The 20,017-nt window shown below is 67.3% G+C and carries 17 protein-coding genes; 6 read left to right on the top strand and 11 right to left on the bottom strand.

The features are described from left to right. Nucleotides 1-5: 5 nt before the first annotated feature. The 4 genes from ACI8AG_RS08500 to ACI8AG_RS08485 all read right to left on the bottom strand — a co-directional run bounded on the left by ACI8AG_RS08500 (nucleotide 6) and on the right by ACI8AG_RS08485 (nucleotide 3,094). On the bottom strand, nucleotides 6-1,010 hold the full coding sequence (locus tag ACI8AG_RS08500; protein ID WP_456596681.1) for a 2-hydroxyacid dehydrogenase: 1,005 nt from the start codon (nucleotides 1,008-1,010) through the stop codon (nucleotides 6-8). A gap of 218 nt (nucleotides 1,011-1,228) precedes the next feature. Then, entirely contained in the window at nucleotides 1,229-2,245 is a 1,017-nt protein-coding gene (locus ACI8AG_RS08495) for a DUF3048 domain-containing protein (RefSeq protein WP_456596680.1), read from the bottom strand. Nucleotides 2,246-2,518: 273 nt separating this feature from the next. Beyond that, entirely contained in the window at nucleotides 2,519-2,776 is a 258-nt protein-coding gene (locus ACI8AG_RS08490) for a hypothetical protein (protein ID WP_456596679.1), read from the bottom strand. A gap of 54 nt (nucleotides 2,777-2,830) precedes the next feature. Next, nucleotides 2,831-3,094 carry a hypothetical protein gene (locus tag ACI8AG_RS08485; RefSeq protein ID WP_456596678.1) on the bottom strand — a complete coding sequence of 88 codons (264 nt, stop codon included), beginning with the start codon at nucleotides 3,092-3,094 and terminating at the stop codon, nucleotides 2,831-2,833. Nucleotides 3,095-3,325: 231 nt separating this feature from the next. Here ACI8AG_RS08485 and ACI8AG_RS08480 point away from each other — a divergent pair, with 231 nt between their 5' ends. The 3 genes from ACI8AG_RS08480 (at nucleotide 3,326) to ACI8AG_RS08470 (ending at nucleotide 5,572) form a co-directional block, all read left to right on the top strand. Beyond that, on the top strand, nucleotides 3,326-4,108 hold the full coding sequence (locus tag ACI8AG_RS08480; protein WP_456596677.1) for a thioesterase family protein: 783 nt from the start codon (nucleotides 3,326-3,328) through the stop codon (nucleotides 4,106-4,108). Nucleotides 4,109-4,173: 65 nt separating this feature from the next. Next, complete coding sequence (locus ACI8AG_RS08475; RefSeq protein ID WP_456596676.1) at nucleotides 4,174-4,836, top strand: ADP-ribosylglycohydrolase family protein; 663 nt, start codon at nucleotides 4,174-4,176, stop codon at nucleotides 4,834-4,836. Then, a complete protein-coding gene (locus tag ACI8AG_RS08470) occupies nucleotides 4,808-5,572 on the top strand; it encodes an ADP-ribosylglycohydrolase family protein (RefSeq protein WP_456596675.1) in 765 nt (254 codons plus the stop codon). The genes ACI8AG_RS08475 and ACI8AG_RS08470 overlap by 29 nt, the downstream gene beginning before the upstream one ends. 65 nt (nucleotides 5,573-5,637) lie before the next feature. Here the strand turns inward: ACI8AG_RS08470 and ACI8AG_RS08465 are convergent, their stop codons facing one another. Both ACI8AG_RS08465 and ACI8AG_RS08460 read right to left on the bottom strand, forming a co-directional pair. Continuing rightward, nucleotides 5,638-6,459 (bottom strand): GIY-YIG nuclease family protein, encoded by an 822-nt coding sequence (locus tag ACI8AG_RS08465; protein WP_456596674.1) that lies wholly within the window; start codon nucleotides 6,457-6,459, stop codon nucleotides 5,638-5,640. A 28-nt stretch (nucleotides 6,460-6,487) separates the two neighbouring features. Then, the gene (locus ACI8AG_RS08460; RefSeq protein WP_456596673.1) at nucleotides 6,488-6,655 is read right to left on the bottom strand and encodes a hypothetical protein; all 168 of its coding nucleotides are present in this window, start codon (nucleotides 6,653-6,655) and stop codon (nucleotides 6,488-6,490) included. Nucleotides 6,656-6,967: 312 nt separating this feature from the next. Between ACI8AG_RS08460 and ACI8AG_RS08455 the strand changes: the two genes are divergently transcribed. Genes ACI8AG_RS08455 through ACI8AG_RS08445 form a run of 3 tightly spaced genes read left to right on the top strand, consistent with a single transcriptional unit; the run spans nucleotide 6,968 to nucleotide 8,870 of the window. Then, nucleotides 6,968-7,648 carry a GTPase domain-containing protein gene (locus ACI8AG_RS08455; protein ID WP_456596672.1) on the top strand — a complete coding sequence of 227 codons (681 nt, stop codon included), beginning with the start codon at nucleotides 6,968-6,970 and terminating at the stop codon, nucleotides 7,646-7,648. Continuing rightward, nucleotides 7,645-8,112, top strand: a complete 468-nt coding sequence (locus tag ACI8AG_RS08450; RefSeq protein ID WP_456596671.1) for a hypothetical protein — start codon at nucleotides 7,645-7,647, stop codon at nucleotides 8,110-8,112. The genes ACI8AG_RS08455 and ACI8AG_RS08450 overlap by 4 nt, the downstream gene beginning before the upstream one ends. Nucleotides 8,113-8,114: 2 nt before the next feature. Then, complete coding sequence (locus ACI8AG_RS08445) at nucleotides 8,115-8,870, top strand: hypothetical protein (RefSeq protein WP_456596670.1); 756 nt, start codon at nucleotides 8,115-8,117, stop codon at nucleotides 8,868-8,870. An 88-nt stretch (nucleotides 8,871-8,958) separates the two neighbouring features. Here ACI8AG_RS08445 and ACI8AG_RS08440 read toward each other — a convergent pair whose 3' ends face one another. From ACI8AG_RS08440 to ACI8AG_RS08420, 5 genes are all read right to left on the bottom strand, one after another. Further along, nucleotides 8,959-10,542 carry an NERD domain-containing protein gene (locus tag ACI8AG_RS08440; RefSeq protein ID WP_456596669.1) on the bottom strand — a complete coding sequence of 528 codons (1,584 nt, stop codon included), beginning with the start codon at nucleotides 10,540-10,542 and terminating at the stop codon, nucleotides 8,959-8,961. Between the two features lie 315 nt (nucleotides 10,543-10,857). Next, nucleotides 10,858-14,124 (bottom strand): hypothetical protein, encoded by a 3,267-nt coding sequence (locus tag ACI8AG_RS08435; protein WP_456596668.1) that lies wholly within the window; start codon nucleotides 14,122-14,124, stop codon nucleotides 10,858-10,860. Further along, complete coding sequence (locus ACI8AG_RS08430; RefSeq protein ID WP_456596667.1) at nucleotides 14,121-16,076, bottom strand: AIPR family protein; 1,956 nt, start codon at nucleotides 16,074-16,076, stop codon at nucleotides 14,121-14,123. The genes ACI8AG_RS08435 and ACI8AG_RS08430 overlap by 4 nt, the downstream gene beginning before the upstream one ends. Nucleotides 16,077-16,177: 101 nt before the next feature. Next, the gene (locus tag ACI8AG_RS08425) at nucleotides 16,178-17,188 is read right to left on the bottom strand and encodes a PD-(D/E)XK motif protein (RefSeq protein WP_456596666.1); all 1,011 of its coding nucleotides are present in this window, start codon (nucleotides 17,186-17,188) and stop codon (nucleotides 16,178-16,180) included. After that, nucleotides 17,185-20,004, bottom strand: a complete 2,820-nt coding sequence (locus ACI8AG_RS08420; RefSeq protein ID WP_456596665.1) for a Z1 domain-containing protein — start codon at nucleotides 20,002-20,004, stop codon at nucleotides 17,185-17,187. The genes ACI8AG_RS08425 and ACI8AG_RS08420 overlap by 4 nt, the downstream gene beginning before the upstream one ends. Nucleotides 20,005-20,017 lie beyond the last annotated feature (13 nt).

Genomic DNA, 20,017 nt, shown 5'->3' with positions numbered 1-20,017 from the left:
GGCCCTCACGGCGGCGTCGTCCCGGGCTGCGCGCCACCGACCGCCCCGGCAACGGGTGTGCGCGGCTCCTCCCCGGCCAGCACCGCGCGGACGTTGTCGACGGCGAGCCTGCCCATGGCGTCGCGGGTCGCCAGCCCGGCGCTGGCGATGTGCGGCAGGAGCACCACGTTCTCCAGCGAGCGCAGCCCCGGGTGGACCTGCGGTTCGTTCTCGTAGACGTCGAGACCTGCCGCGGCGATGACGCCGTTCTCCAGCGCGTGGACGAGTGCGGCCTCGTCCACGACGGGCCCGCGGGCGGTGTTGACGAGGATGGCGGTCGGCTTCATGGTCGCCAGCTTCTCCGCGTCGATGAGGTGGTGGGTGGCCGGCGTGAGCGGGCAGTGCAGCGACACGACGTCGCTCTCGGAGAGCACGCGCCGCAGGTCGGCGGGCTCGACGCCGTACGCCGCCGCCTCGTCGCTCGACGCGCGGCTGCCCGTGGCGAGGATCCGCATGCCGAAGGCCGCGGCGCGTCGGGCCACGGCCATGCCGATCCGGCCGAGGCCGACGATGCCCAGGGTGGCTCCACCACTGACGTCGAGCCCGACGAAGGACTGCGGACCCCAGATCCAGTCGGCGCCCGTGCGCATGAACCGGTCGGCCTCGACGATCCGCCGCGACGTGGCGAGGACGAGCGCGAACGCGCAGTCCGCGCTCGCCTCGTCGAGGACCCCCGGGGTGTTGGTGACCACCACGCCCTGGGCGTGGGCCGCGGCGACCTCGATGTTGTCGTAGCCGACGGCGACGTTCGCGACGATCCGCAGGCCGGGTCCGGCGGCGTCGAGGACCTCGCCGTCCACCCGGTCGGTCAGCAGGGTGATGAGCGCGGAGGCACCCCGCACCGCGGACAGCAGCTGCTCGCGCGAGGGAGGCCGGTCGGGGTCGTCGTGCACCACCAGCGGCACACCGAGATCGCCGGCCGCCGCCATGGCGGCAGGCGTCAACCGGCGGCTGAGATAGACGTGGCCCATCAGCGGCCACCGCGGAAGGGCTGGACCCGGTAGGTCCCCGCGGGGGCCTCCGCGTCGGGTGCGTCGGTCGCGTCGTCGGCAGCTGTGGGAGGCACGCGGTCGGTCTACTACATCGCGGCGGCCGACGGGCGCCTGCGGACTCGTCCGCGCGGAGACGCTGCGGGGTCGCCCGGCAACCGGTCGCGCCGTCGTACTCCCCCGGATCGCTGGCTGTCCGCTCAGCCAGTGGCGACCGCGCCGGAGTTGGGGACCAGCTCGACCCAGGTGGTCCCGGGCGTCAGGGTCACCGGGTCGCCGTCGGCGTCGGTCAGCTGCACCCGGTCCCCGACGGCCGGCTTGGACCAGGTCGCCTCGACCGTGTGCCCGCCGGAGGCGACGAGAGCGGGCCCGGTGCCGGTCAGGACCGTCTCGGGCACGGGGTTGCCGGCGGGATCGCGGGCTTCGGTCTGGACGACGTCGACGCGCAGGACGACGACGTTGGCGGCACCGATCCACGCGCCGCCCGCCTCGACCGCCGGGGTGCTCCCCTCGGCCCGGAGCCAGCGGCCGTCAGCAGCGCTCCAGGTCCAGCGGGGGTTGCTGATCCCCGACAGCTCGAGGTCGAGCGTGGCCGTCGGCTGCCCCGCGGCGACGGCGGTGGGCTGCTCCCCCGTCTCCGCGTGCTCGAACTGTGCTCCGGGCGAGGTGCGGTGGTCGGCGTCGGCCTGGTCGAGGAGGGTCTGCGGCACCGCGTGGACGTTGTGCGGCGCCGAGCGGGCCGTCGTCCGGAAGAAGCCGTCGGCCCCGGAGTCCTGGCGGAGCACCTGCAGCCCGGCATCCTCGGCGGCGGCGATGTAGGGCGGCACGCCGCCGGAGAAGGCGAGCAGCCCGCCGAGCGGGGCAGCGATCGCGGCGTCCATCGGCCGGATCGACCGCACCGGGCCGATCTCGGGCGGCAGGGTGGAGTGGTAGACGGCGACGAACCGGGTGATGCCGCCCTCGACGACCTGCTCCCACACCATGTCGGCGGCGTTCAGCCCGGTCTGCGGGCGGGCGGCGGTGGAGTTCTCGATCTTCACGGCGAACGCCGGGCGATCGGGGACCGTGTCGGCCGGGACACCGGTCAGCGGCCAGGTGGGCTCGGACGGCGACGTGCCGGCGAGCACCGAGTCGAGGAACGGCAGAGCTGTCACGTGCGGCTTGACCGACGGCCACACGACGACGCCGGCGACCACCAGCACCGCGAGCAGAAGCAACCGGCCGGCGCGCCCGGATCGCGAGCAGAAGCAACCGGCCGGCGCGCCCGGATCGCGGACGCTTCTTCACCGTCTTCCGCCTGGCCGGCGCCGGTCGCTTACCGGTGCCCTTCGTGGGCCGGGAGCGGGTCACCGACCCGCGGCCGGTCGTCGACCGGGTGCGGGGCCGCGGTGCGGTGGTCCTTGGCACGTGAGCTTCCTGACTCGGCGACGTCTTGCCTCTTCTGTATCGGCACGGTCGGTGGGACCAACGACCCCACGGGAGCGCCCGAGCTACTGCGCCCGGTCGGCGGAGGCGGAGACGCACCGCTCGCACGAGCCCTCCGTGGCGACGAACGACTCGGGTGCGGTGGCCCGGCGGCAGGTGCGGCACCAACGGAAGGACCGGCGCCGCCGGGAGGCGATGTCCTCGGCGACCTGGCTGACGTACCAGGGGTCGTGCAGCAGCTCGTCGCGGGTGAACCGCCCGCCGTCGGTCGTGAGGGGACCGGGACGGCGGTCACCCGTTGAGGTCAGCGGGCGGTCGAGCACGAACCACGGGCCCTGGACGCCGATCGCGAGCTGCGGCGGCTCGCCGCTGACGAACTACCGCACACCGTCCTGGCCGTCGGCCGCGCTCTCGCGCCGCCACCCGGCGCCGAGTGCCCGGACGAGATCGGCGTGCCCGACATCCAGCAGGCCGGCCAGCTCGGCCTCGTCGGCAGTGGGATCGGACTCGCTCCCCCACTCCAGGTCGCAGCTACGGCAGACGAACGCCGGCTGCTCGTCCATCACCAGGCAGCCGCCGAGCGCGACTCGGCCGTTCTCCGCCTCCTCGAAGAGGTCGGACCCCGGCAGCCCGTAGACCACCGGGACCGAGTTTTCTCGCCCACAGCCCGCACACCCGCCCCGCCTGGACACCGACCGATCCGCCCATGCCGCTCCCTCGTCTACGCCGTCCCCTGGACGGCAGGGCGGACCATGACAGGCGGCACCGACAGCAACCGGCCGTCCGCACAGCCGACCGCCGCAGCCCCACCCAATCGGGCGACGGCACGTCCGCCCGACTACCGGGTGACCGCCTCGGCCAGACTGCCGGGCATGGAGTTCGAGGCCTTCTACCTGCCGCTGGGCGACAACCGGTTCGAGCCCACCCGGGCGACCGAGAGCCCGTGGGACCACAGCGCCCAGCACGGCGGCCCGCCGTCCGCGCTGCTGGCCCACCTCGCCGCCGACGCCGCCCGGACGAGTGGGGCGGCTTCCCGACCGGCGCGGATCAGCGTCGACTTCTTCGGAGCCATCCCCCGCCGCGAGCTCGCCGTGGAGGTGTCGCCCGTCCGCCCGGGACGGCGGATCGACCTGACCGAGGCGGTGATGACCGTGGAGGGCCGCACCGTCGCCGTCGCCCGGGTGTGGTCGATCGCCGTCGGGCCCACGCCGCCGGTGGTCACCGAGCTCAGCCCGCCGCCGGCCGTGCCGGACTCCTCGCCCGAGGTGCTGTTCGGCCTGCCCGACTGGGGCTTCGGGCAGGCCATCGACTGGCGCTACACCGCCGGGTCGCCGGAGGAACCCGGGCCGGCCGACGTCTGGACCCGGGTGCGCGTCCCCCTGGTCGCCGGCCTGCCGCTCACCGGTCTCGACCGCGCGCTCATCGCCGCCGACGCCGCCAACGGCATCTCCGTGGAGCTGCCCATCGACAGCTGGTGGTCCATCCCGCCGGGCATGACCACGCACCTGACCCGCGAGCCGGACGGCGAGTGGGTGCACCTGGCCTGCCGCACGCAGATCGCCGCCAACGGCATCGGGCTGTGCCACGGCGAGCTGTCGGACGAGCGCGGCTCGATCGGCGAGGTCGCCCAGCCGCTGCTCGTCCAGGCCCGCTGACGGAGGCACGAGCCTCATCCGGCGTCGCACGAACACGCGGCACCGCCGTCGGCCAGCATGCCTGATTGACCCAGCGCATGCACCGCTCCCACCGCGTGGCCGGCGCGCTCGTCGGCTCCGCCGTCGGCGCGCCGTTCGAGTTCGGCCCGCCCGGGCACTTCTCCGCCCGCTTCCCGGTGCCGGCGCGCGGCTCGAAGACGGAGATGTGCGGGGGTGGCTCGCTGGGCTGGGAGCCAGGTGAGTTCACCGACGACACCCAGATGGCGCTGCTCGTGGCGACGTCGCTCGTGGAGCGGGGCGGGGTCGACGAGACCGACCTTTTCGACCGGTTCCGCGCATGGGCGGAGGCCGGGCCGCCCGACATCGGCAACCAGACGCGCGCCGTCCTCGGTTCCGGCCGGCCGTGGGACGTCGCCGCAACCCAGCACTTCGCCCGCTCCGGGCACGCGGCCGGCAACGGCTCGCTGATGCGGACGACGTCGGCGGCCATCCGGTTCTCCCGGGACGGCCGCGAGACGACCATGGACGCCGCCCGGCGGATCTCGGCGCTGACCCACGGCGACCCGTCGGCCGGCGAGGGCTGCGCGATCTATCACGAGCTGATGCGTGTCGCTCTCGACGGCGAGGATCCGCTCGCGGCGATCCCGACGGCGCTGGAGGCGGTGCTGCCCGAGCACCGGGAGCGGTGGGCGGTGGGCGGTGGTGCTGGCGCCGGACTGGACGCCTGACCGGGCCACCGAGTCGAACGGCGCGGTGTGGCCGACGCTGGGGCAGGCGGTGTGGGCGCTGCGCAACGGTCGGGACTTCGCCGAGGTGCTGCGGCTGGTGATCGACTTGGGTGGCGACACCGACACGGTGGGCTGCGTCGCCGGCGGGTTGGCCGGCGCGGTGTTCGGCATGGGCGGCATCCCGAGCCGGTGGGCGTCGGTGGTGCACGGCCGGGTGCCTGGCTTCTCCGAGAAGCTGTGGCGGCTGGCCGACCTGCAGCAGCTGGCCGCGGCGCTGGACGGCGCGGCGCAGCAGAGCTACGACCCGGGCGTGATCCCGCGGATCGGGCCGGCGGAGGTGCTTCCGGGCATCTGGGCGGCCAACCTGGACGGGGCGCGGTACAGCAAGAAGGACTTCGCCGTCATCTCGCTGTGCCGGCTGGGCGAGCCGTTCGAGCACGAGCTGCAACGGATGGCCTACGTCGCCGACAACGAGCACAACAGCGACCTGGACGTCGTGCTGGCCGACGTCCTGGACGACATGGCGGCGCTCCAGGCCGAGGGCCACCGGCTGCTGGTCCACTGCCACGGCGGTGCGTCACGCACCGGCCTGGTGCTGCGCGCCTGGCTGATGCGGACCGAAGGCATGACCGCCGACGAGGCGACGGCGCACGTCGCCGAGCGCTGGCCGCACCTCGGCCTCTGGAACGCCAGCTTCACCGCCGCGCTGGAACGGCTCGCCGCCCGGGTGCGGTGACATCGCACCCCAGTTCCACCACTGATGTGCTTCCCGAAGGCCAGAGGCGCACGTTGCACTGCCGGCTAGTTGGCGTTGAGGCCGAAGCGCCGTGTGAGCAGCTTGAACTTCCAGTACGACTCGATCTGCTCGATGGTGTCGTCGGGGGTGTTGCCGTCGACGACTTCCAGCACCGACACCTGGTAGTGGCGGCGGCCGTGGCGGGCTACGGCCTTGAGGCGGACGTCGCCGCCGTCACCGCCGTTGGCGTACTCCAGCCAGCGGCCGAGCAGGCTGTCGGCACCCTTCGCCGAGCCGACGTACTGCTGTCCGGACTCCACGTCGACCAGCAGGTACACCCCCTTCACGGCGCGCAGCACCTGCTGCCAGCCGTGAGGGAGGGTGGGTATGTCGTCGACCGGCCGGACGAACTCGCGGAACCCAGGAAAACGGGGTTCGTACTGCTCGGTGATCTCGAGGACCGGCTTGGGCTGGTTGGCGGCTCGCTGCACCCAGGTCCGAGTGCCGGCGCCCCAGTCGATGACGACCTTGTCGGTGTAGTCGCCGAGGCGCTCGAGCAGCCGCAGGTCGTAGCCGTGGTAGCCGGACACGTCGCCGCCGGTCAGGACGTCGACGATGCCGGCCGGGCAGGTGGTGATGCCGGCAACCTCGTAGAGGCCGACGAATACGGTCTTGCGGGCCTCGGTCACGATGAAGCTGGCAACCAGGTCGCCCACATCGAACAGGTTGCGCTGCTGGACGCTCTGGTACCGCTCGAACGCGGGTCTGTCGTTTCGCCAGGCCTCGTAGAGTTGGCCGGGCTTCAGCCGGTTGTCCTGGTGCCGGATCAGGCGGACCTGCGCCGGGTCGACATCCTCGAGGGACAGCAGGTCGTTGAACGTCAGCATCGGCGTCCCCCGACTGAGCCGCGCTGGGTCAGCGGCTCTCGTCGTCCCGGGGAGGAACTGCCGGCACGGCCGGACGACGGGAGAAGCCGGGGTCGAAGCGCTGGGTCATCTCGAGCTCGCCGGTGTCGGCGGCTGCGTGCCGCCCGGCGACGGGCATCTTGAACTCGGCGGTCTCATCGGTGAAGTGCTTGCCCACGGCCCCACGCTACGAAGCGGAACGGGTCCGGCGCGGTAGGCGCGAGAGGCGTCCCGTACGGGTGAGACCAGAGGGGTGCCTGTGATCGATTTGTCGACTTCTCACCATGCCGCCGGGCCCCCCGAACGGATGCTGCACGACCGCGAGATCGAAAGCCACACCGTCGCCGTCCCCCGGCAGCTGATCGCCCGGTGCCTCCGGTAGCGGGTCAGTTCGGCACGAACCGAGCCCCACGCTCCCCAGCGCACCCCCGTGTCGCACGCGACCGCGGCGGTTCCTTAACAGCACCGCCGCCGCGTTTAGCCTCCGACGGTGCCTGTACCTCTTCTTGCGGTCGCTGCCCTGGTCGCCTTCGGCGTCCTCGGCGCGACCGCAGCAGCCGTCGCCCTATGGCCCGCAGCCAGCAAGAAGTCGTTCCTGATCATGGGGCCACGCCTCAGCGGCAAGACCACGCTCTCGGAATTCCTGGCTCACGGAGTTGTCCCCAAGGAGTACGTCGCCACCGGCGGAACCCGGAGTGTCGAACCGACGTCGGACATCGGTCTCGGTCAGCTGAAGCTCAAGATCGAGAAACTCTGGGATCCGGGCGGCGAACCGGAGGCCATTCGCGCATGGCACGACAAGGCCAAGGTCGCGGACGTCTTGGTGTACCTGGTCAGTTACGCCGACGCTGCGGATGAGGAGTATGTGGCTCGCGTCCGTCGAGATACCCGCCAATTGCGCGACTGGCGGCGCCAGGACGAGCTGAAGGAAGGGTGTCGCACGGTTCTCGTGGCGACGCACATGGATAAGCACGAGCTGTTCCGTGGAGAGATGGGCCCGGAACGAGCAGCTGACCCCGAACACGTTGCGCGCACGGCTCCGGCGATCCAGGCCGCCACGGAGGAGATGGGCCCTACCTGCACACTGATCGCCGGCTCGTTGGCCGACGAAGCCGGGTGCGCTGACATCGCCTTTCGCCTCCTGAACGCACTGGAAGCTGAGCCCTCATGACAAGCCTTGAGGGAGCCTGGGTCCAGGCGGCCGACGAAGGCGCCGCTCTTTTCCTTCTCAACGGCAGCACCCTCGCCGTCGATGAGGACGCCGAGCGCCAGGAACTGGTCCGGAGGGTTTCATCCGTCACGGCGGACGGGCGCCGATTCACCTGGTCCGATGGCACGTCCGTGTGCGTGCTCAATGCCCCTGACGGGACCTATGACGTCGTCCTGGAAGCGCCCCGAGCGGATTACGAGGACTCGAGCGGCCGGCGAGTACTGGCCACTCTGCTGCTCGGCTCGGTATCGGCTGCGGAGGCCGAAGACCGGCTCACAGCCCTACGCCAAGAGATCGCCGAGCACGGCGTCACCCTCGTCGCACCACCCACGGACATCGGCGTGCACCTGCGAGGCCTTGTCGCCGCAGGACGGCGGGGGTGCCTTCCGCTTCACGAATCCCGACGCCTCAGCAGGAGGGTCTAGCAATGTTCACGCCACGAGACAGCGCGCGACGGCTGGTCATCGTCCTGACCCAGGCGGGGCTGGACCGCTGCAGCTACGACGACGACGGCGCCGACCTCCTGCGCACCCCTGGCGTGTGGCTGGTACCGGACTCCGCCGCGCAGGAACAGCCGGACGACCCGCTGATCGCAAAGCTGGACAGGGCAGGGCTGATGGTTCCCGGCAACGTCCTGGTCCAGATGCCCTACGACGTAGACGACTACGAGACCGCCGACGAGGCCCACCAACGCGCGGCGGAGCGGAAGCATCTGATCTTCACGGAACTCTGTCAGCTGCTGGGCGCGACACGCGTCCACCTGAAAGTGCTCGAAACGCAGAGCGACAAGGGCGAGGCCCGTGTCGATCTCACCGGAAGCCGTCCTGCGGTGACGGGCAAGGGCCACATCGAGAAGAAGACGGTGGAAGCGCTTGCCGCGACGATGACCTTGGACGACCGGTACGTCGGTGGCGCGGCGGACATCAAGAAGGCCGAAGCGCTCCTCGAGACGACCCGACTCACCTCGGATCCCCTCATGGGGCAACTTGTGCGTGCGCGGTCAACCTGCAACAAGCTCCGGTCCCGGAAGTACACGGTCGACTTGTCCCGCGAGTCTTCTCGTCACGTGAAGGCTGCCGCGCAACTCAAGGTGCCAGGATTCTTGTCCGTTGATACGAGCGCCCTTCAGCTCACGACGAGCACGCTGAAGTACCACGCGACCTACGAGGTGTCGTTCGAGTAGGCGCCGGACCCGTCCTTCCACGCGTCAGTGAGAACGCGCGAAGGGACGTGGTTCGGAGGCCTGCTGCCACCGACTCCCTCTTCGGCGGTCAAGCGATGTGCGTGCTGCCGGTCGCGAGCCGTCGAGCGACGGCCTCGCCGCCGACTCGTCGGATCAAGTCCATGTCGCCGCAGACCACCAGGAGGTCGCGGGCACGCGACAGACCCTCGTACAACATCTCCCGGGCACGGGCCTCGTCCCGGAAGCCGTTGACCGCCAGGACGACGGCGGGGCGCTCGAGCCCCTTGAATCCGAGCACGTGTCCGTAGAACAGGTCGTCGTTCTGCCAGTAGGTCGCCCAGTAGGCGTCCTGCCCCTCCGCCTGCCGCTCCGCCTGTACCGGGTGGCGGCGGTGCGTGTGCAGCAGCGCAACAGCCTCGGGCGGCCAGCCCTCTTCGAGCAGCGCGTCGGCCGCGTCGTCGGCGGCGCTGACCGCCTCGTCGGGCGAGCACTGGACGAAGCGCACCGGCACGCCCGACGAGCCCCGGATCCGCATCTGCTCCGGCGCGAGGCTGGAGAAGGTGCCGGCGATCTGCTTGGTGTTGCGCAGGTTCTCGTTGAGAGGGATAGGCATGAGGTCGACGGTCGGCCGCCCCTGGCGCGCGAAGATGCGCTGGCCCTCGTCCGAGAAGACGTAGATGCATCCACGCTCGGGATCGCGTAGAGCCGCGACGACGGCGTCCCACCAGCTCTGCGCGAAGTCCTGCCCATCGTCGATGACGATGGCGTCGAACCGCTGCGCCTCTGGGAGCTCGCCGGCCAGCTTCACCATCTCGGCCGGCAGGAACTCCTCCCAGTAGCGGCTGTCGTCGTCGGAGCCGGCGGGCACTCCCCAGTCGATGCCGAGGTTGTGAAAGGTGCCGACGTACGCGGGCCGATGCCGCTTGGGGGGCTTCTCGACGCGGCGCTTCAGGAACTCGGCGAGGCCGCGCGAGTAGCGCATGAGCGCGACACGCTGGCCCTCTGCGGCGAGCCGGCGAGCCTTCTCCACGGCCAGCCACGTCTTGCCCGAGCCGGCTCCCCCACGGATCTCCACCCGGTGGTACGCGGTGAGCAGGTCGAGCACCTTGGCCTGGCCCTTGGTGAGCAGGTCGCAGGCGGCCTCCCGTTCGGCCAGTTCGGCGAGCAGGTGCTGCTGCGGGATCGCCGTCCCGGCGAGGCAGTCGACCAGTTGATCGACGTCCTCGGCGGTCGGCGGGTCCGGCTCGTCACGGACCCTCTCCAGGGCCGCCCGGATGCGTGCGGCGGCGTGCGAGACGTCGGTCTTGTCGAGCGCCATCCAGCGGGCCAGGCCGGGTGCCATGAAGTCGCCGGGCAGCGTGGTCGCGGGCACCGCCACGAGGTGGGCGGTGCGCGGTCGTCCGCCGGTCCAGCGGGGGTGCTCGGCCAGGTACTCGCAGAGCAGGTACTTGCAGGCGACCGCCTGGTCCACGGGGTGGATGACGCGGTCGACTCCGTCCTGCCGCTGCCGCCACTCCCCCCGCTCCAGCGACACACTGCCGCCCTTGACCTCGACGACGGCGACGCCCATGCCGGACCACGCGACGATCAGGTCCGCTTCCCGGTCCTCCCGACCGTCGCTGAAGCGGAGATTGCAGAACAGGACGGCATCATCCGGCAGCTGCTCGCGCACCTTCTCGACGAAAGTGCCTCGGAGGCGGATCCGAACCGCGGGTCGTCCGGGAAGAGCCCAGCCCTCACTCTGGCTCACCAGCGACAGGCGTCTCCCTGGGCGGTGGGAGCATGTCGCAGAGGGCGTGCGTGGCGGCAGCGATGAGCCCTTCGACGGGGGGAGGCTGGCTAGCAGCAATCTCCGCGAAGAGCATTCGGTCCAGCACGGCACCCGAGGAGACGCTTCCGATCCCCGCGCATCGGTCGCCGCGCCTTAAATACTCAGACCGCGGACCTGCCACCCAGTCAGACCTTGGGTGGACGGCGGCGAACAAGGTCACCAGTCGAATGGCGGGGAAAGCATTTCCTCACCACCTAGCTCGATGACGCAATACTCCTCAGCCTTATCGACGGTCACTCTGATCACGTCCCCCACCCCGGCCTCATGCTTCCGCAACCACGAGTTGTACCCATAGTTGAACCCATTGGCGAACCTCAACTGACCCACGGGCTCCCCGTCCAGACCGTCAATCAGGTCCAGCTGACACCCGTCCAGCTCAGGCTTCTCCCAATCGTGGGACATCACCCCTGAGAACAGGAAGCTGGGCGTGATGCGGCGAGCGAACCAAGGGCGGCCCGTGACCGTACGGCCAGCGATACGCGATCCGTCAACAAGGGCAGACCGCACCTTTGCCTCTGCCTGGATCCGGGCGATCTGTTCACTCGACAAGTTCACGCCTCGAAGACCCCAGACATTTGGTGCAAAGCGCTTGACGAATTCGGCATAGGTAATCAGGATGCCTGCCGTCGACGCTTGCATGCCAGACTCCACACAGGCGGCGATCAGACTGTTCCTGTCCAAGGCCGGCGGCACTTCCGCCCGCAAGACGCCCACCATGGTCATCTTCTCTGGCCCAAGCGCCTCCAACGGCAATGGTGTCGCCGCAACAATCTGTCCATCCTTGACACGGAAAGCGGGGTGACTGCGGTAGAACTCGAGAAGGATCGCAACATCGGGCGGAACCAAGTCCCTGAACTTATCCCCTCCCGTAGATGCCCGCCACGAGAAGGACCGAGTCACCCCCTCATGCATGTCCTCGAGCGTCTGCGGCTCCCAAGCCGCGAGGATGCGAAGACTGACATTGACTAGCCGATTGCGACCATTAGGGTGATCCGCCCAGAAGTGACCGGACTCGAGCCAGTGGACCGAGGGGTCTCGATCGAGGACGGACTTGACCAGCCCCGCATCCACCGGACTACCGGCCGACTCACGCAGCCGCGTCACGACGTGGGCATCCGTGGCGGCGCCGAGGAACCCTGACACCGCTCGGGCGGCGGCGCGAATGCGCTTCACCAACTGGAGCTCCGAAGAGGTGCCGATCCATTCGCCGTCCTGTTCCAGCTGAAGATCGCGACCGAACAGGTTCGAGACGGCGACGAGCGAGTGCGCCGACCACGAGTCCCTATGAGACAGACCCGCCGCTGCGAACGCCGCGGCCGCATCGCTCTCCGTGACTGGAGTGATCACCTCAAGTAGATCAAGCGCCTGCTCGAGAGAAGGAGCCCAAGCCGCCCCGCGCGGTAGGCGCCCCTCCAACCGCTTCTGGACCTGCCGGACACGTTCCCGGGTCACTCCGATAAGTGAGGCAGCTTCATCCAGCGTCCCCGGAGGTCGGCCGTCAAGGCCGAACCGTCGTTGGAACACAGGCATCCAACGGTCCGCCTGCTCCCCTAAGGCCGTGCTGAGGATGTCGTCGGCCAACTCTTCAATGGACAATGCAGCACGTTGCTGCACTCTGAGGGCCACTGCCTCCACGACTTGGTTGACCCATGGCCAGCGGTCGATCTGAACCTCAACGTGGCGCAGGACGTCCTCAAGAGTTTCAGCGTCCTCGCGAAACAGATCGCCGAAGCGACAGTCGTCCCGACGAATGTATGGAGCGTAAGCAGGGGTTACGGGACGCCTGGGTGCAGGCACCTCAACCCCGACCGCAAGAGCTAGAGGGTCAGCGGTCGCTCGTTGGAGCGGATGGACTACCTGACCGACACCAAGCTCTTGGTCCAAGGCTGTCGTCAGATCAAAGAACGAGATCGCCCCGAAGTGCCGAAGAACGAACAGTTCACCCACTGTAATTGAGGCGAGGCCTGAGAGGATGTCTTCGGCGCGCCCGAATTGCCGGAGTAGAGCGTTGCGGGTCCGGTTGCGAAGCGGGAGCCGTTCGAAGGCACGACGATTGTCCAGAGCAGTTTGTCCCCTCACGGTAGCGACCTGGCCCTCGTCGAGAAGCGGCTCCTGCAGCCTCAAGACAGCTCGAAGTTCACTAAAGGCAGCGGACAACAGCGCGGTGTCGACGGCCTCGCTCCGACGCTCGAAGCGGGTTTCCCATGGAGAGGATTGGTCGACGGGCAGGGCGGCCCAGAGCGACAGGGGCAAGTCCACACCTGAGAGAGAACGGCGCACGACCGAGGGCAGAACGGGCGCCCCTTCCTGCCCCCACGGAACCACGGTCGATACAGCGCCTCGCTCAACACGAGATTGAGGAGCCAATCTGCTGCCATGATCCGCGTCAGCTGCGTCGTCGGCTTGAGCGGTTCGACGGGCGGGACTACCGAGGGGCGCAAGCACTTGATCGATGCACGTCATCAGGTCAAAGAAGGACGTAGCACCGAAGTGGCGGAGCGCTACCAGCTCACCGAAGTTGAGCGTCGCAAGCGCAGGGAGCACGCGCCGAGCCTCCGAACACTCTCGCAAGAGGACGTTCCGGGTCCGCTGCCGCAATGGTAGGCGCTCGAAGATGTCGTCGAGGACGGCCTCTGGTAGCTCGCGCACCGACGACAGTTGACGCTTACTGAGCACCGGCTCGTACGGATTGACAAGTGCAAGGACCTCTGCGAACGCGTTACTGATGCGGACCGGTTCGGCGGGAATCCAGTTGTCGGGAAACCTGCTATGCCAAGGGCTGGTGGGATCGAGTGGAAGAACGTCCGTCATCGCTTGCGGCAAACGTCGCCCAGACATGGCGCGAGCAAGGAGGTCGGGAAGGACAGGGCCGCCCGCGGTCATCCACGGGAGGACAGGCTCTGGACACATCAGCCGTTCGCTTGCCGGAGCATCGACAGCTGACAGGTTGTGCGTGTCGCTCATGGTCGATGGGCCGAGCATGACCGCGAGTCGAGACTTGCTCGGAATCCCATCGATGACCAGTCTGATGCGCTTGTTGGCGTTCCCCGTGCCCGGCGTCTTGGCCGGACTGGCAGCGACCGCCCGCTGTCCGTCCGCGATGATCAGGCGAAGCTGGCGCATGTCCATGCCGCTCCGAAGCTGAAGAGGCCACCGCAATGGAAGTCGTCGTTGATCGGCTGGTAGCACCTGGGCCGGCCGGCTCTCCAGCGAGATCTCCAAGAGGTTGTAGCCCGCCGCGGCCAGGCGCTCGAGGAGCAGCTCCAACGCGTCGTTGTAGTCCGGATTCCGCGCCGAGCCGCTTGACAGCGCGCCTGACCTCGACTCCAGGACCACGGCTGGACGGCCACTCACTGACTCCATCGACAAGTCGCAATCCAGCGCTCGCCCCTCGGCAGTCACCAAGCGGAAGTACTGAGTCATCCGATGGCTCCGTCGAGATGTGCAGGCAGGGGAGCTTGTGGCCGAAAGCCGAGCCGGAGCGCCTCCGTCATCAACGCAAGGCCCTGAACCGCCTGTTTAGCCGAAGGATCCACGCCACGGCTGGCGCGTTGGCCCAAGCTGAAGGCTAGGCCGCGTTGCCAAGGGGCTAGGGCGTTGGCTTGCTTAGCCCAGTGAGCACATTCGAACCAAGTCTCCGCTGGCACGCCAGCCGCAGCCTCAACTGATGGGTCAGCGTCGGCCTCGCTGGACAGACGCGCCGCCTCCGCCTCAGCAATCCGCCGTGCGCGGAGGTCGACCAACTCGTCGGCCAACGCAGGCGGAACATCCCATTTGATGGCTTCGACCTTGGCCCACGCCTCCGGCCTCTTGCACCACTCGCCGATATTCGCCGCCCGCGGCGGATTTGTAATGGACTCCTGCACAGGAACACAGAGCGCCGAGATCGCCGATTCAAGCGCACTCGAGAGACCTTGCTTGCGCCAGATCTCATCGAGGTCGATGCGCGAGGCGGTCGCATTGACCAGCTTGGCGATAGTGTAGGTCACAATGTTCGCGCGATAGCCGCCGAAGTTCTTACCTGAGACAATGCGCTCAGACTCACGAAAGAGGATAGCTTGCGCGATGAGGCGCTTGTAATACACCTCGTCCACGCGCGGACGAGACTTGGTCGCGACTCGGTCCATGAACTCGCGGAAGTTCTTCTCAGCCCCCCTACTAACGAGATGGGGGAGCTGGTCCCACGTGGTCACAAACTTCGCCAAGTCCGTCTTGGTGAACTTTTGCCGTGTGGGATGCGTCAGCTTGAATGACTTCTGACGCGCCGGTGTTCGCTGTCTGGCTAGCTCGTCGGCATACTGACCCCGCGCCCGCTCGTAGAACCAACGGGTCTCCTGGCCATCGCCGCTGGCGCTAGGCGCCCAGACCGACCGAGAGAGCTTTTCAACGTCCACATGGAACGGGTTGTTGGCACTGAAATCCGCGGTCGTGACCTTGTTCTGAGTGTTTGAGAACTTGCTGATCTGCGGCACGATCTCGTCGAGTTTCTCCGGCGAGACCACCGTGACCTTTGCCTGAACGTAGACCGAAGACACGTCGGCGCGGTCCCGCTTGACAGCGCTGTGCACAGACGCCGTCGTCTGGCCACCATTCACGATCTGCAGGTCATGCAGTCGCACGATTGACGACCCGTCTGCCGAGAACTCCACGCGACTAGCGGTCGCAGAGATCCCGTTGTTGTAGGCAAGGAAACGCTCGGGCGTCTTCAGGATTGATTCACGAATGCCCTTGTTGACCCCGCCTTTAGTCTGCAAGAAGCTGCGTACGTTCAACTCAAGGAGCCGCGTGCCGAACTCCTCGTAGAGCGCAGCGAGCGCGGGGCCGGGGACGATCGTCAGTAGTGCCGAGTAGTCCTTATCTGTGACAGGGGTACTGAGACACGGCAGTCCTGATCCGAAACGCTCAACGAAGTCCACCGTGATGGGCTCGTGCAACGTTCCGGAGCTCAACAGACGGTGAAGGCGGGCGACGTCCCAAATGTGATAGCTGTACTCGACACCGTCCACCATCTCGGGCCGCACGCCTCGGACGCGAGTCGTGGCGTTAGTGAAGAGAAAGAAGCGGACCTGCGTGGCTGCTTTGAGAGTCCGTTCGATGTCTTGAACCATATCGAACACCGGCGATGAGTCATCGACGTCCAGCCGATACCCGCCGCGGCACTTCGTCATGAAGCTCTTGAGCCTTCTGGAGAGGGCCTCGAGTTCGGTCGCCGGCAGCGTCGGGTTCGCCACATCGTGACGAAAATGTGTGATGAATACATCCACTCGGGACTCGTCCGCCGCGATGGCGTAGCCGCTCACTTCTAGGCCGCGTGCACGGTGATAGCAGACCAACCCGTCGTCGAGTTCGCCAGCTTCCGTGAGGTGCTCGATCATTCGCTGAGTGAAGGCATCTGGGAGGGTGACGTCTGTGGCCTCCGCGGTGGCGAGGACGTCTTGGACGAGGCCTCCGGCAAAGTCGGCTAGCTCGCTCACCATCACTGCACTTCCCAGTCCTTGATCCGACGATGAACGACCGCCCGGTCAACCTCGTACGGAGCGCAGGCAGCCAAGGTGACCGTATACCGCACCTGACCCACCCCTTCTCGGAGGTCGCGTTCGGTTATGCGCGGAAAAGAGCCTTGGATGTCGTAATACCGACGCGACCGCATTCGATAGCGCGGCTCGCTGTACAGGCCCTTGTCGCCCTTGACATATCCGGCACGGGCCAAACGGGTCAGGAAGACTTGAGGCGCTGCGGGATGTGTTGAGAGTAGGGCCTCAACTTCGGCGACGAGGTCATTGAGAGTTACCCCGTCTCCACCGCGCCTTTCGTCGAGCGATACATGAACCAGGTGTAGACGGCCCGTTCCCTGCTCGTCGAGCTCACGCTCATTGCTGACCACGAACCCCAACGGGTTAAGTCCGGCAGTCGCCTTCACCTCGAGTGCCACCCCGGGGAGTTGGAAGTCCTGGTTCTTCCGTAGCGGACCAGTCCATGCTGCGATCGCGGCCGCGGGCGGGACGTGAGGCAGGATATCGTCGCGCAAGATCATCAGCTCGGCGAACAGTCCGCGTCGCTCGAGGTCCCCCAGACCCCGACGGGACAGCGCTCGGAAAAGCTCCTGCCAGCTCTCCAGACGGCTCGCCAGGGCCTTGACGGCTTGGTCGTCCGACTGGGCGTCCACGACTGACGCAGCCAGGTCTCCGGCGACCGTAGTGAACACGTCGGCGAGCGCTGGGGTGTGCAAGTCGACGCTGATCGTCAATGAGTCGCCAGTGTCGCTGAGCCGACAGGCTGAGTCGAGTGCCTGAGTGCGTGGCAGCGTGGGGAGTTGGCTCGTCCCCCCCGGCCACGGTCGCCTGTAGATAAGCCGTCGGACGCGAGTGCCGAGGTCTACAGCGACGTACAGATCTCTATCCGAGTCGGGATGGATCCGCCGTAGGACCGTGCCTGTAGCGCCCGGCTGCTCCTCCAGCGCCAGCCAGTCATCGGCGGTGATCGTCATTCGCTGTCCTCGTCAACAGCCATGCCCGCCGCCTGCAGCTGCTGCCAGATGGGGTTGACGAGGTACTCCGCCGTCACATTGCGCTTGGAGTGCGGAAAACTGACGTAGAAACCGACCATAGGTCGGTCGACTACTTCCTGGTACTTGCTGTTGTCGATGATGTACAGCAGTAGCAGTGCCTGCTCGGGTCGCCGCTGGAACCGGATTGCGGGACCGCTCGGTGTTTTCGGCCGACTTGTCCGCTTACCGGGGTCGTCGTCGTACCACTCCTGGGTCAAGGCCAGCGCGGCGTCGCGTTGTTCCTGGGTGAGGTCGAGAAGCTCGTCGGAAGGACTCAGAACGCGTCTGATCGCGTACCGGCTTTCGGCGTGTAGCTCTCGTTCCCGCTGACCGGGCTCACCATCGGGGATCAACGAGCGGGTCACGGGCCTCAGCTTGAGGTTCGCGAACTCCACTTCCGGTCGCGATTCCCCCTGTCCGACGGCCCTCTTCGAGTTCGAGACGAGGACTACGGTCCAGTCAGAAAGCTCGTCGGCTCGGACACAGGCCTTGATGTACTGAGAGATGAGGTCGGGCCGAACACGCCACGCCATCGGGTCGGACTTGTATGCATCGAAGAACTCGCGCGCGACAAGATCCCCCTCGATGTGGCGCCAAACGTAGTTCCCCTGCTCTTGGCTTGGCTGCCCCTGACCGTGCGGGAGCTGCTCCAAGAACGAGGCCACAACTTGTTCGTTGTTCGCGAGAGTGCTGGGGCGGACATCGAACAGAACCGTCTCGGGGTTGGCGCCACTGAACGAAAGCTTGACCTTCTGCGCCCTGCGCATCTTGTTGGCCGCCGTGACGCTGAGACCGGCCGGTGAGGTACGAACGCGCAGTCCGTAGTCGATGGGGGTTGCCCCCTGGGCGGCCATCTCCTCCAACTCAGCCCGCAGCTCGTTGGCAGCGAGTGTGATCTCGCGATACCACGACCTCAGGTCCGGCGTGGTGTAGAGCCGACAGAGGTCCTCGTAGCCCGGGCGGTAGCCGAACCAGCGCCCCATCTGCATCAGGGTGTCGTACATGCGGGATGCGCGGAGGTAATAGCTGACGCTGAGGCCCTCGAGCGTCAGCCCACGCGACAGTTTGTCGCCTCCTACGGCTATGACCGACAGTCCCGAAGCTCGGTTCTCATAGTAGTCGAGCGATTCCTTGGAGTAGCCGTTCATGGTCCTGACCTTGATCTTCTCGACCGCGGGCAGGATATGCGGCTCTACGTCGTGCCAAGACAATGGTTCGACTGGGTCACCCGAGACGTGGAACCACTCGGTGGTGGGAACGAAGTCGTTCTTCCAACGCTCTCGGAGCTCGTCTCTGATCTGAGACTCTGAGCGCGCGTCGCCGTAACGGAGACGGTCCCGGATGGTCAGCAACGCGTCGTTGACTTGTTCGGTCACTCGCTGTTGGACGTCCTGGAAACGAGTCACGTGAACCAGCATGGAGTTGTGCGCGGTTCCCTGCCCGCGGGCACGGCGTACTGCGTTGGAGAGGACGAAGTCGAGCATGGCCGCTGCCAAGGAGGCGGGAAAGTCCTCCGCCGCCGGCTGCCAGTCCTTGCGATGCCCCGCCGGCATCCAAGCGGACTCATCCTGGATTGCTCGGTGAATCGGTACGGCGCCCATACCGTCCGAGTCGTCGAGGCCGAAGACGCGGTCAGGACCGAAGTAGTTGCTCGGCGCTTGGAGAACCTCGATGAAGCTCCGAGGGAAGATGTCGTCTCCGAAGTCCTCGTGGTCCTCGTGCGGGTCCGCGTAGATGTTCGCGAACGGCGTGGCCGTATAGCCGACATAGGCGGACCGATCGAAGGCGTGCAGAAGTCTTCTGATCTCTCGGTTGATGGCAGAAGGAGTGTCGGAATCCTCGCTACTCGTGTCGATGGAAGCGTTGTCCGCCTCATCATCTATGAGGAGCAGCGGCACGTCGCGGACAATCTTGCGGCCAGACTCTGGGTCAACGGTTCCCTGCATACCGGTGATCCAACTGTGGATGTAACGGATGATCTTTGCGTGCTTCTTGACCACGAGAAGGACAGGTACGTCGACGACGGGCAGAGCCAGGCTCTTGGCGCGGGCGGCCTTGAAGTCACCGCTTTCCAGGCTCGTGGTCAATGATCCTGCATACAAGCGTTCGAAGCCGGGTAGCAGACCGGCGCCGATGAAGTGGTTTTCGCCGGCCTCGTCACTTCGGGTTTGGAATTGGCTGTCGAAACCGAGGAATCCCTCGTCGAGCCGCAGCTGAGTCTGGCTCCGCAGGCTGTTATGGACGCCTGCGAGGACAACGATCAACCGGTAACCGGCGTCTGCCGCCTTGCAGATGAGGCCGGTGTAGTTGCTTGTCTTCCCCGACTGGACGTGACCGACGACCAGGCCACGCCGGTCCCACGGGCCCGGCCTGAGCGGATCCTCGAGCTTGCTCAAGATGCTGTCGGTGACGTCGTCTAGGCGCCGCACCACCTTCGGTGGCATGAGGAGCTGGTCCTCCATGTAGCGGCGGTAGCGCTCCCAGAACTTCCACTGGGTCTCGGCTCGGCGTTCGCTCAGCCACTCCTCATGACCCTTGGTGTCAACGAGCGACGTGCCGACGTCTTGAAAGACGATGGTCAGCGATTCGACGTGTCGGACAAGCTCCTCAAGGCTGGGGACATCGCCTCGGCGTGACAGCATCAAGTGGACGTCTTCTGCTGCTCCGCGGATATCCTCGGTTGTCACTCCCTGCTCGGGTAGCAGGTTGAGGACCAGCCGAACGGCTGTCTGCAGGCCATCGTCATTGGATGTCACTGTTCTCCCCCGT

The organism is Blastococcus sp. SYSU DS0552 (assembly GCF_054050815.1).
This window is presented reverse-complemented; position numbering and strand designations above follow the sequence as displayed.

Excerpts from the sequence above, each read along its gene's own strand:
- ACI8AG_RS08430 (WP_456596667.1), bottom strand. The coding sequence starts at position 16,076 with ATGATCGAGCACCTCACGGAAGCTGGCGAACTCGACGACGGGTTGGTC.
- ACI8AG_RS08435 (WP_456596668.1), bottom strand. The coding sequence starts at position 14,124 with ATGACTCAGTACTTCCGCTTGGTGACTGCCGAGGGGCGAGCGCTGGAT.
- ACI8AG_RS08480 (WP_456596677.1), top strand. The coding sequence starts at position 3,326 with ATGGAGTTCGAGGCCTTCTACCTGCCGCTGGGCGACAACCGGTTCGAG.
- ACI8AG_RS08445 (WP_456596670.1), top strand. The coding sequence starts at position 8,115 with ATGTTCACGCCACGAGACAGCGCGCGACGGCTGGTCATCGTCCTGACC.
- ACI8AG_RS08465 (WP_456596674.1), bottom strand. The coding sequence starts at position 6,459 with ATGCTGACGTTCAACGACCTGCTGTCCCTCGAGGATGTCGACCCGGCG.
- ACI8AG_RS08500 (WP_456596681.1), bottom strand. The coding sequence starts at position 1,010 with ATGGGCCACGTCTATCTCAGCCGCCGGTTGACGCCTGCCGCCATGGCG.
- ACI8AG_RS08450 (WP_456596671.1), top strand. The coding sequence starts at position 7,645 with ATGACAAGCCTTGAGGGAGCCTGGGTCCAGGCGGCCGACGAAGGCGCC.
- ACI8AG_RS08425 (WP_456596666.1), bottom strand. The coding sequence starts at position 17,188 with ATGACGATCACCGCCGATGACTGGCTGGCGCTGGAGGAGCAGCCGGGC.